The sequence below is a fragment of the Hymenobacter sp. YIM 151858-1 genome (assembly GCF_025979705.1).
Taxonomy (GTDB): Bacteria; Bacteroidota; Bacteroidia; order Cytophagales; family Hymenobacteraceae; genus Solirubrum.
The window spans coordinates 4319163-4334562 of sequence record NZ_CP110136.1; the positions used below are offsets into that span (position 1 = coordinate 4319163).

At 62.3% G+C, this 15400-nt stretch carries 13 protein-coding genes; 9 read left to right on the top strand and 4 right to left on the bottom strand.

Annotated features, from left to right (window positions below; genetic code table 11):
* Positions 1–23 precede the first annotated feature (23 nt).
* Both OIS50_RS19175 and OIS50_RS19180 read left to right on the top strand, forming a co-directional pair.
* Complete coding sequence (locus OIS50_RS19175; RefSeq protein ID WP_264692249.1) at positions 24–1313, top strand: alpha/beta hydrolase-fold protein; 1290 nt, start codon at positions 24–26, stop codon at positions 1311–1313.
* A 239-nt stretch (positions 1314–1552) separates the two neighbouring features.
* On the top strand, positions 1553–2449 hold the full coding sequence (locus OIS50_RS19180; protein ID WP_264692250.1) for a transglutaminase-like domain-containing protein: 897 nt from the start codon (positions 1553–1555) through the stop codon (positions 2447–2449).
* A gap of 270 nt (positions 2450–2719) precedes the next feature.
* Here the strand turns inward: OIS50_RS19180 and OIS50_RS19185 are convergent, their stop codons facing one another.
* Both OIS50_RS19185 and OIS50_RS19190 read right to left on the bottom strand, forming a co-directional pair.
* Positions 2720–3328 carry a redoxin domain-containing protein gene (locus OIS50_RS19185; protein WP_264692251.1) on the bottom strand — a complete coding sequence of 203 codons (609 nt, stop codon included), beginning with the start codon at positions 3326–3328 and terminating at the stop codon, positions 2720–2722.
* A 26-nt stretch (positions 3329–3354) separates the two neighbouring features.
* Positions 3355–4002 (bottom strand): 4'-phosphopantetheinyl transferase superfamily protein, encoded by a 648-nt coding sequence (locus OIS50_RS19190; protein ID WP_264692252.1) that lies wholly within the window; start codon positions 4000–4002, stop codon positions 3355–3357.
* A gap of 122 nt (positions 4003–4124) precedes the next feature.
* Here OIS50_RS19190 and OIS50_RS19195 point away from each other — a divergent pair, with 122 nt between their 5' ends.
* From OIS50_RS19195 to OIS50_RS19225, 7 genes are all read left to right on the top strand, one after another.
* Positions 4125–5069 carry a WD40 repeat domain-containing protein gene (locus OIS50_RS19195; RefSeq protein WP_264692253.1) on the top strand — a complete coding sequence of 315 codons (945 nt, stop codon included), beginning with the start codon at positions 4125–4127 and terminating at the stop codon, positions 5067–5069.
* A gap of 95 nt (positions 5070–5164) precedes the next feature.
* Positions 5165–6166, top strand: coding sequence for a DivIVA domain-containing protein (locus tag OIS50_RS19200; RefSeq protein ID WP_264692254.1), 1002 nt, complete (start codon positions 5165–5167; stop codon positions 6164–6166).
* A 214-nt stretch (positions 6167–6380) separates the two neighbouring features.
* Entirely contained in the window at positions 6381–6752 is a 372-nt protein-coding gene (gene folB / locus OIS50_RS19205; RefSeq protein ID WP_059072414.1) for a dihydroneopterin aldolase, read from the top strand.
* Positions 6753–7270: 518 nt separating this feature from the next.
* Positions 7271–7684 carry a BlaI/MecI/CopY family transcriptional regulator gene (locus OIS50_RS19210; protein WP_264692255.1) on the top strand — a complete coding sequence of 138 codons (414 nt, stop codon included), beginning with the start codon at positions 7271–7273 and terminating at the stop codon, positions 7682–7684.
* Positions 7671–10244 (top strand): M56 family metallopeptidase, encoded by a 2574-nt coding sequence (locus tag OIS50_RS19215; RefSeq protein WP_264692256.1) that lies wholly within the window; start codon positions 7671–7673, stop codon positions 10242–10244. Before OIS50_RS19210 ends, OIS50_RS19215 begins: the two co-directional genes overlap by 14 nt.
* Before the next feature lie 248 nt (positions 10245–10492).
* A complete protein-coding gene (locus OIS50_RS19220) occupies positions 10493–13030 on the top strand; it encodes a DUF5916 domain-containing protein (RefSeq protein WP_264692257.1) in 2538 nt (845 codons plus the stop codon).
* A 15-nt stretch (positions 13031–13045) separates the two neighbouring features.
* Positions 13046–13450, top strand: a complete 405-nt coding sequence (locus OIS50_RS19225; RefSeq protein ID WP_264692258.1) for a VOC family protein — start codon at positions 13046–13048, stop codon at positions 13448–13450.
* A gap of 2 nt (positions 13451–13452) precedes the next feature.
* Here OIS50_RS19225 and OIS50_RS19230 read toward each other — a convergent pair whose 3' ends face one another.
* A complete protein-coding gene (locus OIS50_RS19230; protein ID WP_264692259.1) occupies positions 13453–14208 on the bottom strand; it encodes a DUF6624 domain-containing protein in 756 nt (251 codons plus the stop codon).
* Between the two features lie 66 nt (positions 14209–14274).
* Positions 14275–15252: a methylmalonyl Co-A mutase-associated GTPase MeaB gene (gene meaB, locus OIS50_RS19235; RefSeq protein WP_264692260.1), complete on the bottom strand. Its 978-nt coding sequence runs from the start codon at positions 15250–15252 to the stop codon at positions 14275–14277.
* Positions 15253–15400 lie beyond the last annotated feature (148 nt).

Consider the following 15400-nt stretch of genomic DNA (forward strand, 5'->3'; position numbering starts at 1 on the left):
CCGAATCGTTTTAACAGCCATTTATGACGAATAGCTTGTCTGACGTAATCCACAATTGTGCTTCAGTAGCAAGGCAGTTTGCCTTGGTGCTTGCCCTGCTGCTCGGCCAACAAGCCCTAGGTCAGCAAAAAGCCAAAATTGAAATTGGGCGAATAGACACGCTTTCATCCAAGATGCTACAGGAAAAGCGCGAGCTATGGATTTACACCCCGCCCGCCGCGGCCGAAGAAGGTTACGCGCCCAAGCGCTACCCGGTGCTGTACCTGCTCGATGCGGATTGGAATTTTCAATCGCTCAGCGGTATGGTGCATTACATGAGCACCATTATGGGCTCCGTCAATGCGCAGGCGCTTTGCCCGGAAATGATCATCGTTGGCATTCCGAGTTCTTTCCGCACCCGTACCCGCGACCTGACGCCTACCCAATCAACCAAGCGTTGGGATGGTAAATTAGATAAGACTTTGGCCGGCTCGGGTGGGGGTGAGAAGTTTATGGCTTACATAGAGAAGGAGGTATTTCCCTATGTGGAAGCCAACTTCCTCACGCAGCCATACCGCTTATTCGTCGGGCACTCGCTCGGCGGGCTCACGGTGGTGAATACGCTGGCTACCAAGCCCACACTGTTTAATGCCTACGTGGCCATTGAGCCAAGCCTGTGGTGGGATGATAAACTTGCGCTGAAGCGGCTGGAAAGCGCGCTGCGCCAGAACCAGATACAGAACCGCAAACTGTTTTTGGCGGTGGCCAACGGCATGCCCGCGGGCATGGACACGGCGCAGGCACGGCGCGATACTGCCAGTGCCACGCTGCACACCCGTGCCAACCTAGAGCTAGTGGATTTGCTGCGGCGCCAACCTGCCTCGGCCGTAGCCTGGCAATGGAAGTACTACCCCGAGGAAGGGCACGCCTCGGTGGTGCTATCGGCCGAGCACGACGCGCTGCGGGGCTTTTTTAGGCACGCGCCCCTGTCGCTGCCCAACAACGTAGCAGCCGCTGAATTCAACCTGGAGGCAATTCAGCGGCACTACGCTAGCGTGTCGGAGCAGTACGGATACGCCGTGTTGCCGCCCGAAGAAACCATCAACTGGTACGCTTGGGCCTGCAAGCAGAAGCAACTCTGGGCCAAGGCCGAAGCCTTCTTTTTGTTCAACGCCGCCCATTACCCACAAAGCTTTAACGCCAACAGTGGGCTGGCCACCTTTTATGAAGAGCGCGGAAACAAGCGCAAAGCCCTGCATTACTACAGCCGGGCCTTGGCTATTTACGATGAGCCTGAGACGCGGCAAAAAGTTGCCCAACTGCGCAAGCGTTAGCAAAAGGGCTGCTGCAAGGTGCGCAAGTGTGTTTTATGGCACAATGCGCTTAACCCGGTGCGAGGGGCGCCGTTGCCGACGCCGGTGTTTGGTATAAGCCAACCGCAACCACCTAGGCGTGGCTGACTGTCAGGTTAAGCCAACTTTTCGGCCGATTCGCCGTCTATTTCTACATTATCTTTACCGACCGTAAACCGCCGCGCTTGGCGGGCCAGGGTCGGTTTAGCGCCACGATTTGGATGACGAATAAAGAACTTAAGGCCCTTATCTCGTTGCTCGACGATGCCGAACTGCGGCCGCAGATCGAAGAGCGCATCCACGAGTTGGGGGAGAGCGTGATACCGTTTCTGGAGGAAGCCTGGGAGGAAAGCCTCGATTCGCAGCAGCAAACGCGCATCGAAGAGCTCATCCACGACTTGCAGTTTTCGGGGTTGCAGGAGCGCCTGCGCGTGTGGCGCGATTCGGGCGGCGAAAACCTGCTGGAGGGCATGTGGCTCATCAACTCGTACCAGTATCCCGATGCCGACCTGCAGGCCCTGAACCGCGCCATCGAGCAGCTGCGCTACGAAACCTGGACGATGCTGCTGCCCGAAATGACGGCCATTGAGCAGGCGCGGGCCCTCAACCACGTGCTGTTTCGGGTGCACCGCTTTGCGGCCAACACCCAAAACTTTCATGCGCCGGCCAACTCCATGCTGCATTTGGTGCTGGAGTCGCGCCGCGGCAACCCGCTTACGCTCTGCGTGATTTACCTGCTGGTGGCGCAGCGCCTGGGGCTGCCCATCTACGGCGTAAACCTGCCCAATCTATTCATTCTCACGTTCCGGCCCGAGCAAGACGACGAGCAGCCCTTCTACATCAATTGTTACAACCGCGGCCTGATCCTCACGCGCACCGATATCGAGCACTACGTGGCGCAGCTCAACCTGCCGCCCAACGAAATCTTCTTCGAGCCTTGCTCGCACCTCGATATTGTGCGCCGCGCCCTGCGCAACCTGGCCGTGAGCTTCGAGAAGATGCAGGAGCCGCACAAAGCCAACGAGGTAAACAAGCTGCTCGCCATCCTCACCGGCGACGACACGCCCACCGCCCCGCCCAGCGAAGAAGCCGACGACGAATCGGAGCAAGGGGAGTAGATGCTTTGTATCAGCACGAAAAAGCCCGCCACGGATACCTCCGGGCGGGCTTTTTCGTGAATCAGACCTAGGAACCCTGGGGTCTGTGGATAATAAGCGTAGAAAACGTCATGCTGAGCCCCGCCGAAGCATCTCTACTGATAGCAATCTACTATTCGGCGAAACGGTAGAGATGCTTCGGCAAGCGGACGCCAGATGAAGCATGACGGGCTAAGTAAGCGGCCGGATACCTCATGTACTGCTTGCCAGCAGCCGCCCCCTAGGTGCCGGTTAGTTCTTTTTGATCAGGCAGCCCGAAGCACGCTTTTCGGCGATGGGGGCGTTTTGGCCGGCCAGCACGGCATCGAGGGCATTTTTGAGGTAACGGTCCTTCACGTAGGCTTCCATCTGCGGATTATCGTCGATGGCGCCGCGGTAGCGCACCACAAAGCCGCCGGTAGCGGGCTGCAGCACCACGGCCTCGGGCGTTTTGCTGATGCCGAGCAGGGCCGCGGTTTTCAGGCCTTCGTCGGTGAGGTACTGCAAATCGGCGCCGGCCGAGGTTTTCACCTTCAGCTTATCCGCGTCGAGGGTTTCGGCGGTTTGCTCGATGTTTATGGGGGCGGTTACGAACAGGAACTCCACGCCCCGGCCGGCGTAGCTGCTGCTCAGGGCCCCCAAGCGGTTTTGGTACAGGCGCGAAAACGGGCAAGCCGAGTTGGTGAACACCACCACCACGGCTTTGCTGCTGGCCAACGAGCTGAGTCTAACGGTGGCATTGTCGGCCTTTGTGAGCGAAAAATCGGTAACCAGGGCTGTTTGGGCGCGGGCCGTGGTAGCCAAAGCCGCCGCGGTAAGCAGCACGGCGGCGGTAAGCAGGGAAAGGCGTCGGAACGACATACAAAGAGGGGAGAAGTCGAAAGATATTACAAAGCCACGCACCACGTCAGCACGCAATCATCGGTAAGGCGCTCGTAGCGGAGCAAGTGTTGCGAGGGTGCCTCGTTCGGCGGGAGCAAGTGCCCGGTGAGGGTGCCCTGCGCCTGCAAGGCAAACGGCTCGAGCTGTATGTGCTCCTTGAACAGAAGGCGGCGGCGGCTGTGCAGTTTGTAAAGGGTTTCTTTGGCGCTCCAGTACAGGCTGTGCTTGGTTTCGTCGGGGCCGGCATCGAGGCGCTCGGCTTCGCTCAAAAACTTGGTAGCCAGCTGGCGGGCTTTGGGCCGTACTTGTTCAACATCTATGCCAACTCGGCCCTGGGGCGCGAGCAGCGCCGCCACCCACTCGCCTGAATGCGAAAGCGATATGCCAGCGCCCGATAAGCCTGTTACCAGCGGCTGGCCGGTGGTGGCGTCGGTGCGCACCAAAGTGGGCGCGTCGGTAAGCTCGCGCAGCAGCTCGTGGGCCAGGGCACGGCCGGCCAGCCACTGGCGCGGGCGCTCCGGGTCGCGGCCGGTGGGCAGCCAGGCGGCGTAGTCGCCGGGGAGGCGCGCGAGCAGGTCTGCGGCGGGCTCCGTAAGGCGCCACAAGCCCAGCAAAGCAGCATCGGGGGTGGTGGTGAGGCTATGAAGCGGCACTAGCAGTTGAAGTAGGGGCTTACCGAGGCAAGCGAATTCGGCAGCAATTACGGGGAGGCGGGCGCTTGGCCGTACTTTCGCGCTGCCAAATATTGCTGCCCTAGGTGGCAGCCCGCTTGCTCATGAACACCACCCAGCGTCCTCAAGTGCAGAAACTGGCCCAGCTTACCGGCCACCGCGACTGCGTGTACGCCCTGGCCGGGCACGCCGCCGAGCCCCGGTTCTTTTCGTCGGGGGCCGATGGGATGGTAGCCAGCTGGAGCATCGACGAGCCCGAGCACGACGGCCAGCTCGTGGCCAAGGTGGAAAACTCGGTGTACGCGCTGCACCACGAGCCCAGCCGACAGCTGCTGGTGGTAGGGCACAATTACCAGGGCGTGCAGGTAATCAGCCTGGCCGATAAAACCCTGCTGCACGCCACGGCGCTGCCGCCCGCGCCCATCTTCGATTTTGCCTACTCGGCCCAGCGGCAACGGCTGTTTGTGGCCCTAGGTGATGGCACGCTGGCCGTGCTGCGCACCACCGATTTCGGCGTGGAGCGCCTCGTGCGCCTCTCCGACAAAAGCCTGCGTTGCCTGAGCCTGCACGAAACCCTAGGTGAACTGGCCGTAGGCAGCTCCGACCACCGCCTGCGCATCCTCGATGCCGATACCCTGCAGCTGAAGCACACGCTGGAGGCGGCTACCAACTCGGTGTTTACGGCGGCTTATCACCCCACCAACAACCGGCTCTACGCGGCTGGCCGCGATGCGCATTTGCGCGTGTACGATGCCACCCAGGGCTACGCCGAAGTGCACACCGTAGTGGCGCATTTGTTTGCCATCAACCACCTCACCTTCAGCCCCGATGGCCGCATGCTGGCCACCTGCAGCATGGATAAAAGCATTAAGCTGTGGGATGCCGATACCTGCCGCCTGCTGCGCGTAGTGGACAAAGCGCGCCACGCCGGGCACGGCACCTCGGTAAACCGGCTGTTTTGGTCGGGGCGGCAGAATCGGTTAGTTTCGTGTAGCGACGACCGCAGCCTGGCCGTATGGCAGGTAGAGGAGCTCGGAGATGGAAGCTAGGAGTTAGGAGCCCGGGCCTTTGTCATCCTGATGCCCTTGCGCAAAGCAGGCGCCGCAAATTCTAGCTTCTACCTCCTGGCTCCTAGCTTCTTGGCATGAAAATAACCGCTCTCGATATCCGCCAGAAAACGTTTGAGCGCGCCTTTCGGGGTGTTGATAAAGACGAAGTAGAAGGCTTCCTGCTCACGCTTTCGCAGCAATGGGAGCGGATGACCGACGAAAACCGCGAACTGCGCCGCCAGCTGGAGCAAGCCCAGCACGATGTGCAGCGCATGCGCGAAGTAGAAACCTCGCTCTACCGTACCCTTAAAACCGCCGAAGACACCAGCACCAACATTGTGGAGCAGGCCCAGAAATCGGCCGACCAAAAGCTCTACGAGGCCCAAACCATGGCCGAGCAAGTGCTGGCCGAGGCCCGGCAAAAAGCCCGCGCGGTGGTAGAAGACGCCTACAAGCAAGCCGAGCGCGCCCTCTCCGACATGCAAGCCGAGGTAAACAACCTAGGGCAGGAGCACCAGCGCCTCGAAGGCGTGTACGACACCCTGGTGCGCGACTTGCAGCAACTGACGACCAACGTGCAGGAGAAAGTAGACGAGGCCAAGCAACGGCCCCGCGGCGCGGTGGCGGCCATCCTTTCGAAGGCGGCAAGCGTAAAGGTGAAGCGCGAGGAACCCGCCTCGCCCACAACCGAACCAGCCATGTACGTGTCCGCCTCTTCTGCTTCATCTGCCGCCTACATTCCGTCGGCTGCCCCCGCCACGGGTGGCAGCGCTTTCGACGGCGGCGCACCTACCAGCCGGCCCATTGGCCCGCAGCCCGGCCGCCAAAACCAGCCCGGCGAGCCTTCGCAGGTACCGGGGCCCGAAATCGACCCGTTGCGCCCGAGCGAAAACCCCGGCATTTCCGAGCCGTCGCGCATTCACGTGCCCGATCCGGTGCGCGTGCCCTCGCCCGACGGCCCCCGCATCGAGCCCACCGCTCCGGATATTCAGCCGATTGGCCCCGGCGGCCCCGAAATTACGCAGCCCTCGCCGGCTACGCACCCGGGCTTAGCCGCCGTAGCCGAAAGCGAGAAATCGTTTTTCGACGAAATCTAGGACCACGGATTCAACCGGATTTTTCGGATTCCACGGATTTTGTGGACGATTGGCCTGCCCCCGGGGGCAGGCTTTTTTGTTTCCTTTGCGCCGGCACACGGGCCGCACGGGTTGGCTGCAGCCGATGCGCAAACCCTAGGTGCCGCGGCGCTTCGGAGCCGGAAGAGCACTAACTCACTAACTCGCCAACTCACTAACTGAAACAGCTGAACCCATGGGCCATATTGCACTCGAAGGACTGGAGTTTTTTGCCTTTCACGGCTACTACGACGAGGAACAGAAGATCGGAAACAAGTACGGCGTGGATTTGCGCGTGCGCACCAACCTGTACCGCGCCGGCAGCACCGACCACCTTTCCGAAACCGTGAACTACGAAGTGCTTTACCGTATGGTGGCCGAAGAAATGCAGGCCCCGGCCCGCTTGCTCGAGCACCTGGCGCACCGCATCATCGACCGCATTTTGCACGAGTTTGGCCACGTGCGCTGGGTCGAGGTGAGCGTCTCCAAGTTCAACCCGCCGGTGGGCGGCATCTGCCAGCGCGCCCGCGTTACGCTGAAGCGCAAGCGCCCCGCGCCGGCGTTGTAGGCCCTAGGTGCCCGCATCCGTTTTGCCCGACTGACCACCTAGGCCAGTCGGGCTTTTTTGCTTTAAGTGCGTTTGCGGGCAGCATGTAGCGCGGACTTTGGCTACGCCGACCTGCGGTTGCAGTCCGCGGCCACGGATGGTAATTTCTGTTTTCGGACCTAGAAAGCTAACGCGGTGTAGCGTGGGCTTCAGCCCGCGTTTGCCAGAACGAAATCGTCAGTGCAGAACTGTGCGGCACCAATCGTTCGCGCAAACGCGGGCTCAAGCCCACGCTACTCGGCGCCGCGCCAGCCACCGTTGTGTTCAGCAAGCCTACAACCAACCACGTTTTGCACTGAAAGCAGGCCGTTTCATTCTGCCGAAAATACCTGGGCAACGCCTTGCAAGCCAGGCAACCAGCGGCGGTAATTGGTGTCGGTGAGCAGGCTGCACGAAATATTTCGTAGCATTTGCTTGACTTCTACGATGTGTTTCGTATATGTTTGTTACGAAACGTTTCGTAACGACGCACCTGAGCAATGAGCAAGAAGAACATACCGCGCCCGACGGAATCGGAGCTGGAGATTTTGCAAGTGCTGTGGCAGCATGGCCCCAGCACGGTACGCTTTGTAAACGACGAGCTGAGCAAGCGCCGCGACGTGGGCTACACCACCACGCTGAAGCTGCTGCAGCTGATGCACGAAAAAGGCATCGTTACCCGCGACGACTCGAGCCGCACCCACGTGTACCGAGCCGCGCTGCGCGAGCAGGAAACCCAAGGCATGCTCATCGACCGCCTGCTGGATGCTGCCTTCGGGGGCTCGGCCCTGAAGCTGGTGCAGCAGGCCCTGGGCAACCGCCAAACCAGCCGCGAGGAGCTCGACCAGATCCGCAACCTGCTCGACAGCATCGACAACCAAAACCCAACCGCCGACCCCGATGAACTGGCTTGAGAACTTGCTAACGCCTGCGTTGGTGCGGGCGGTAGGCTACACCATTCTGCACTCGTTGTGGCAGGGGGCGGTGGTGGCCATTGCGCTGGCCGGCTTGCTGCTGCTGCTGCGCCGCCACTCGCCGCAGGTGCGCTACGGCGCTACGGCCGCCGCCCTGGGGTTGGTGCTGCTGCTGGCCGCCGTTACGTTTGTGCGCTACTACCTCACGGCGCTGCCCGGCGCTAGCAACGGCCCCGTAACGGCCGTGCTGATGGTATCGGATGCGGTGGGTGCCCAAAGCAACGCCAACGGCGCCGCGCTGCTGGCCCCCGATGGCCCCCTGAGCCTCAAAACCGTGCTGCGCTACACCGAGCAGCACCTGCCGCTGCTGGTAACGCTGTGGTTTATGGGCCTGCTCACGATGACGCTGCGCATGCTCGGCGGCCTGGCCTACGTGCAGCGCCTGCGCCACTACGGCACGCAGCCCCTGGGTGTGGCCTGGCAAAATCGCCTGGCCAACCTGGCCGAGCGCGCCGGCCTGCAGCGCCCGGTGGCCCTCATGGAGTCGTCGATGGTGCGCGTGCCCATGGTTATTGGCCACCTGCGCCCCGTTATTCTGCTGCCCCTAGGTGCCGTGGCGGGTTTATCGACGCTGCAGCTCGAGGCCATTCTGGCCCACGAGCTGGCCCACGTGGTGCGGCGCGACTACCTCGTAAACCTGTTGCAATCGGTAGCCGAAATCCTGTTGTTCTACCACCCGGCGGTGTGGTTCCTGACGGCCACGCTGCGCTCGGAGCGCGAAAACTGCTGCGACGACGTAGCCGCCTCGCTCTGCGGCAACCCGCTGGTGCTGGCCCGCGCCCTGGCTGCGCTGGCCGAGCTGGGCCTCGAACGTGCCGTAGCCCCGCGCCTGACGATGGCAGCCGTGGGGCCCAAGGGCTCGTTGCTGGGCCGGGTGCGCCGCCTGGTGCAAGGCCGCACGGCGCCCACTTTCTCCGAAGGATTTATGGCCGCCTGCGTGGTAATGGGCGGCTTGGTGCTGCTGTCGTTTACAGCTGCCGCCGCTTTGGCCAACCCGCGCCTCGCTGCCGAAGCGCCGCGCCTGCTCCGCTCCACCGTTCTGAAGCCCTTTATCCCCGATGTTGAGGCCGCGCTGCCCCCGGTTGATGCGTGCCCCGATGACGCCGCGCTGGCTGCCGTGCCGGTTGCCAACCGCGCTGCCGCCGCCGACGATGACGACGACAAGCGCAAGCGCAAAAACAAGCGCAACGGCGACACCCGCGTAGTGGTGGTGGATAGAACCCTTGCTACCCGCGGCCGCCGCGGCGAGCCCGGCACCGTGGTTATCGAGAAAGACAAGAAAGGCCGCCTGAAAGAGCTGTACGTGAACGGCCAACGCGTGGAAACCGGTGAGGCCGACCGCCGCGGCGGAAAATCAGCGAAGCCCAACGAGGAAGTTCGCGTAATTCAGCTGCCGGCTGCGGCCTCCGGGCGCCACTTTACGCCGGGCACCTACGAGTTTCACTTCGATAACGGCCTCGACGAGAAGCGGCTCCGCAGCCAGCTGCGCCGGCTGGAGGTGGGCCCCGGCGTGGTGGCAGGGCCTTCCGAAGGCGAAGTGCGCGTGATTACCCGCGAGGCGCTGGTATCGGCCGAGCGCGCCCTGGCCAAGGCCCGCACCAGCGGCGAGCTGAGCGAGGAAGAACGCGAACGGATTGAAGAGGAACTGGACCGCATCCGCGAGCAGCGCGACGAAATGCGCGAGCGTGATGCCGAGCAGCGCGCCCGCGAGGCCGAAGTGCGCAGCCGCTATAACGAGGAGCGCGCCCGCTACAACGAAGAAAGAGCGCGGTACAGCGAAGAACGCGCCCGCGCAAACGAGGAGCGCGCCCGCGAGCGGGAAGCCCGCGCCCGGGAGCGTGAGGCCGAAGCCCGCGAACGGGAGCGGAAGTTCCGCGAAGGGGAGGAGGCGTTCATTAAAGAGCTGAGCAAGGAAGGCCTCATCAGCGACCCCAGCTCCTTCCAGCTGCTGCTGAACAACTCGCGCATGGTGGTAAACGGCAAAGAGCAGCCCGAGAGCATGCGCCGCAAGTTCCTGGACCTCTGGGCCAAGCATACCGGCCGCACCATGTCGGGCTCCACCTCGCTTTCCATCAGCCGCAACGGCGGCAACTCCAACATCTGGATTTCGGGCAGTGATGCCGGCCAGGGCATGGTGGCCCCTCCGGCCGCGCCGGTGCCGCCGGTGCCCCCCGTGCCCCCCACGCCGCGCGCACCTAGGGCGCCCCGCGGCAGGGCTGGCTCGATGGATCCGCTGCCGCCGCTGCCGCCTGCGGCACCTAGGGCCCCGCGCGGCCCAAGCCGCAGCGCCATGGTAAACGGCGTGAACCTGGGCGAAGAGCTGCGCAAGGATGGCCTCATCGGCGACGCCGACCGCAGCTATGAATTCCGCCTGAACAACACCGAAATGGTGGTGAACGGCAAAAAGCAACCCGCCGCCACGGCCAGCAAATACCGCAAGCTGCTGGGCGGCGACAAAGGCGGCAAAGTCGATATCAACATCGTGCTGAAAGAAGACTGATTGCCCCTGCCCCAAGCCGCTGCGCAACTATCTGCCACACAGGCACGGGTAAGCAGCCAAAGCCGGCCGGGGTAACTGCCCCGGCCGGCTTATTTTTTCCGTTCGCACCTAGGGGGGCCCGGGTCTGCAGATTGGCTGCTTCCTTTGTCACATAAATATGTGATACCCCACAGGCAACCGCGTAGGGGGCAACTGCATCTATTAGCCCAATCCGCCATTTACCGTTCATTTTTGTGCCTTCGTTGCCCATGCTCACTCGTACGCTGCTGGTTTTGTTGTTTGGCTTATGGATGCGTTCGGCGTGGGCGCAAGCACCGGCGCCACCCGTAGCCAAGCCCGGCAAGCAGCTGCAGGCGCTGCGCATTGCCGAGCCCGTGAAGCTCGACGGCCAGCTCGACGAACCGGCCTGGCAGCAAGCCCCCGTGGCCACCGATTTCGTGGAAAACCAGCCCACGCCCGGCCGCCCCGAAAAGCACAAAACCGAGGTGCGCGTGCTCTACGACAACCAGCACCTGTACATCGGGGCCGTGATGCACGACATCTCGCCCGACTCGATTTTGCGCGAGCTCAGCCAGCGCGACGACATCAACAACTCCGACTGGTTTGGGGTGTTTCTCGACACGTACCACGACAAGCAGAACGGCTACGGCTTTATCGTAACCTCGGGCGGGGTGCAGCTCGATGCCCGCTACTCGCCCGCCAACGGCGAAGACGGCAACTGGAACGCCGTGTGGGACTCGCGCACCGCCATCCGGGGTACCGATTGGGTAGCCGAGCTGCGCATTCCGTACTCGGCCATTCGGTTTGCGCCCGCCACGGGCGGCGTGGCGCCGGTGTGGGGCCTCAACTTTGCGCGCCAGCGCCAGATAACGCGCCAAAAGTTTTTCTGGAACGAGCTGCGGCCCGAAGTAGACGGCTTCGTGAACCAGTGGGGCACCCTGCACGACCTGCGCGACATCAAGCCACCCCTGCGCCTCTCGCTCACGCCCTACGTGTCGGGCTACGTGAATGACAACCCCCTGAACGCGGAAGGGCAGCGGCGCACCACCACGGCCTTCAACGGCGGGGCCGACGTGAAGTGGGGCATCAACGAGAGCTTTACGCTCGATGCCACCTTGGTGCCGGACTTCGGGCAGGTGCAGAGCGACAACCAGGTGCTGAACCTCTCGCCCTTTGAGGTGCAGTTCGCCGAAAACCGGCAGTTCTTCACCGAGGGCACCGAGCTGTTTAACAAGGGCAACCTGTTCTACTCGCGCCGGGTGGGCGCCACGCCCATCGGTTTCTACCAGGTACAAGCGGGCGAGAACGAAAAGATCATCCGCAACCCGGCCGAGACGCGCCTGCTCAACGCCACCAAGGTGTCGGGGCGCACGCGCAAAGGCCTGGGCATCGGCGTGTTCAACGCCCTGAGCAACGACGTGTACGCCACCGTGCGCAACGAGGAAACCGGCCAGGAGCGCACCGTCAAAACCCAGCCCTTCAGCAACTACAACATTACGGTGCTGGATCAGTCGCTGAAGAATAACTCCTACGTCTCGCTCATCAACACCAACGTAACGCGTTGGGGCCAAACCTACGACGCCAACGTGACGGGCGGCCTGTTCCGCTTCGCCAACAAAAGCAACTCGTACGCCGTGGATGGCCGCGTGGTGTACTCGCGGCGCCGCGGCAACCGCTTCGGCTCCGACGAGCAAATCGACGACCGCGACGGGTTTAAATACTCGCTGGGCGTAGGCAAAATCAGCGGCGCGTTCACCTGGAATCTGAGCCACGGCATCGAGTCGGACCGCTACAACCCCAACGACCTGGGCATTTTATTCGGCAACAACAAAATTTCGCAGGAGCTGCAGCTGCGCTACAACAAGTTCAAGCCCTTCTGGAAGGTTAATAACCTCTCGACTTACCTGGGCACCTACTACGGGTTGTTGTTTTCGCCGACCCGCTACCAGGCCGTAAACGTGTATGGCGGCGCCAATACCACCTTCACCAAGCACTTCATCAGCACGGGCTTTTACTTCGAGCTGTACCCCGTAACGCGCGACTACTTCGAGCCGCGCCAGTACCCGCTGGGCCGCTACTTCGTGAGACGGCCAGCCAACGCAGTGGTGGGGGGCTACGTGTCGTCGGACTACCGCAAAAAGCTGGCGGTGGATTTGAACGCCAACCTGGTGCCCTATGCCGAAGACGACCGCCTGCCGCGCCCGCGTCGGTTGGATGTTAGTTTTGGCCTCTCGCCCCGTTACCGCGTCAACAACCAGCTGAATTTCCGCTACAGCGTTAACTGGAGCCTGAACCACAACCAGATTGGCTACGTGAACGGGGGGATGAGCAGCAGCGAACCGCTCGATCAGGACTTCCTGGGGCAGGTAATCCTGGGCCGCCGCAACGTGGTAACGGTGTCGAACGTGCTGCAAACGGCCTACACGTTCACCAACCGCATGTCGCTGACGGTGCGCACGCGCCACTACACCAGCAACGTGCGCTACCGCGACTTTGCGCGCCTGAGCCCCGGCGGCGACGAGGAGCTGGTGGACTACCGCCGCAACCGCGACAACACCTACAACGCCTTCAACATCGATGCGGTGTACTCGTGGTGGTTTGCGCCCGGCTCGCAGGTGAGCGTGGTGTGGAAGAACGCCGGCAGCACTTTCCTGCAGGCCGAGCAAGCCACTCCGCTGTACTTCGATAACCTGAGCAACACCATCAACACCCCGCACAACAACTCCATATCCATCAAGGTGTTGTACTTCCTCGATTACCTGGCCCTGCGCCCCAAGCGCGGGTAATTATTGCTCCTGCCGATGAAAGCCCAACGCCTAGGTGCCGTTGCCTTGCTCGTACGCGACTACGACGAAGCCATTGCGTTTTACACCCGCGCCCTGGGTTTCGAGCTGATTGAGGATACCGACCAAGGCAACGGCAAGCGGTGGGTACTGGTGGCCCCGCCCGGTGCCCAGCCGGGCACCTGCCTGCTGCTGGCCAAAGCCGAAGGCGACGAGCAGCAGCAGGCCGTGGGCAACCAGAGCGGCGGCCGCGTATTCCTGTTTTTGTACACCGATGACTTTTGGCGCGACTACCGCGCCATGCGCGAGCGGGGCGTGCACTTTTTGGAGGAGCCGCGCACCGAAGCCTACGGCATCGTGGCCGTATTCCGCGACTACTACGGCCACAAGTGGGATTTGCTGGAGCCCCGCGCTGCCGAGTAGCCTTAGCCCCTAGGTGGTCGTGAGCCCGCCGGTTTAGTGGGGTTGATTGGCCGGCCGAGCATAGGCTCCAATAAGCGCTGAGCTTTGTCGAGCGGTACAGGTTTGTATTCGATGCCCAGGCTCTTCGCGTTGGCTTCTACGGTGGTGCTGAAACCAGCTTGCCGACGGCGTTTATTCACGTTAGCCGCGTCGTGTATAGGCCATACGAAGCTCTCCGTTGCCGGTTTGCCATCGACATCAACTACTCCCACCGATAGGGTTTGCGTGCCGTAGAGCTGCTCATGGCCCTGCCACATCAGGTAGCGGTCGAGCATGCGGGCGTATAGGTAAAACGGCACCTCGCCTCTCTGGGCTGCGCGTTTAACCAACGGTAGGTACTTTGGCAGGCGCGATGAGTGTTGGATTACGAGCAAGGCCACTTCGTTGGTAGGGGTGCCTACCAAGCGTTTGCCAGGGTAGCCGTAGCGGGCAATGATTTCGGCAACGCGGCGAATGTTGGCCGAATCTTGCGCAATCATCTTTCCGGCAATGTAGGGACCTACTTCCTGCGGAGGAATACCTGCTGCCCGGCCAACCGAGTCGAGTTGGCGCTCGGCGTTGGGGCCGCCCATCAGCATGCGGCGGTAGTGTTGGTCTGCTACCGCTAGGCTATCCAGCTCGCGTTTCAATTGAGGGTTGAGTTTGCTCTGGCCAGCGGCGGTGTTTAGCAGCAGCCAACTGCAGCCGAGCAGGCCAAGGCAACGATACGTGAGGGGCATAAGCTAGCGGGGGATGGGCAGTAAACTTAGCTAACCTTGCACGATGGCATAGCGTGGAGACTTACGCTACAAGTCAAGTAGCTCGTCGGCAGCGGCAAAGGCCGATTTTTCGCCGCGCATTACCTGCTCGCGAATTGCGCCTAGGTGCTGCTGCACGGAGGGGCGGGCATAAAAGCGTTCTTCTAAGGCCTCGCGGATGCTGTGGTGCAGCCACTGCAAGTTTTGGTCTTGCCGGCGGCGCTCAAAGTAACCGTTGCCACGCGCGTGCTCGAGGTAGCGTTGCAGCTCTTCCCACACGCCGGGCACGCCTTCGCCGGTTAGCGCTGAGCAGGTACGCACCACCGGCGCCCAACCCGAGCTACCCAACGGGAAGAGGTGCAACGCCCCCTGGTACTCGCGGCGGGCACGCTTGGCAGCTACCTCGTTGCCCGAGTCGGCTTTGGTAATAACCACGGCATCGGCCATTTCCATGATGCCGCGCTTCACGCCCTGCAGCTCGTCGCCGGCACCGGCCAGCATCAGCAGCAAAAAGAAATCGACCATGCCGTGCACAGCCGTTTCGCTTTGGCCCACACCCACGGTTTCGACGAAGATGACGTCGTAGCCGGCGGCTTCGCACAGTAGCAAGGCCTCGCGCGTAGCCCGCGCCACGCCACCTAGGGAGCGGCCCGCCGGCGAAGGCCGGATGTAGGCGTTGGCGTGCGCCGAAAGGTGCTGCATGCGGGTTTTATCGCCCAAAATGCTGCCGCCGCTGCGTTGGCTGGTGGGGTCGATGGCCAGCACGGCCAGGCGCAAGCCTAGTTGCTCCACCACGTACATGCCCAGCGCCTCGATAAAGGTGCTTTTGCCCACGCCCGGCACCCCCGTAATGCCAATGCGCACCGAGCGGCCCGTGCGCGGCAGCACGGCGCCAAGCACCTGCTGCGCCAACGTGTGGTCGGAGGCCAGGGTGCTTTCGACGAGCGTAATGGCGCGGCTGAGCACGAGCCGGTCGCCGGCAAGCAGGCCTTCGGTGTATTGTTCGGCGGTAAGGCGTCGGGCCAAAGCGGAGGGGCTAAGTAGGCGGTCAGGAAAGCCAAAGCCGCGGCACGGAGCAGCGGCTTTGGGCGGCTAAAAATACTTACTCGTAGGCTACGGCAAGGTACTGCCTAGGTTGGGCCTACAAACGCACCGGGCCGAGCGTTGTGCGCTC

Coding starts and splice junctions, on each gene's coding strand:
- OIS50_RS19175 (WP_264692249.1), top strand. CDS start 24: ATGACGAATAGCTTGTCTGACGTAATCCACAATTGTGCTTCAGTAGCA.
- OIS50_RS19180 (WP_264692250.1), top strand. CDS start 1,553: ATGACGAATAAAGAACTTAAGGCCCTTATCTCGTTGCTCGACGATGCC.
- OIS50_RS19185 (WP_264692251.1), bottom strand. CDS start 3,328: ATGTCGTTCCGACGCCTTTCCCTGCTTACCGCCGCCGTGCTGCTTACC.
- OIS50_RS19195 (WP_264692253.1), top strand. CDS start 4,125: ATGAACACCACCCAGCGTCCTCAAGTGCAGAAACTGGCCCAGCTTACC.
- OIS50_RS19200 (WP_264692254.1), top strand. CDS start 5,165: ATGAAAATAACCGCTCTCGATATCCGCCAGAAAACGTTTGAGCGCGCC.
- folB (WP_059072414.1), top strand. CDS start 6,381: ATGGGCCATATTGCACTCGAAGGACTGGAGTTTTTTGCCTTTCACGGC.
- OIS50_RS19210 (WP_264692255.1), top strand. CDS start 7,271: ATGAGCAAGAAGAACATACCGCGCCCGACGGAATCGGAGCTGGAGATT.
- OIS50_RS19215 (WP_264692256.1), top strand. CDS start 7,671: ATGAACTGGCTTGAGAACTTGCTAACGCCTGCGTTGGTGCGGGCGGTA.
- OIS50_RS19220 (WP_264692257.1), top strand. CDS start 10,493: ATGCTCACTCGTACGCTGCTGGTTTTGTTGTTTGGCTTATGGATGCGT.
- OIS50_RS19225 (WP_264692258.1), top strand. CDS start 13,046: ATGAAAGCCCAACGCCTAGGTGCCGTTGCCTTGCTCGTACGCGACTAC.
- OIS50_RS19230 (WP_264692259.1), bottom strand. CDS start 14,208: ATGCCCCTCACGTATCGTTGCCTTGGCCTGCTCGGCTGCAGTTGGCTG.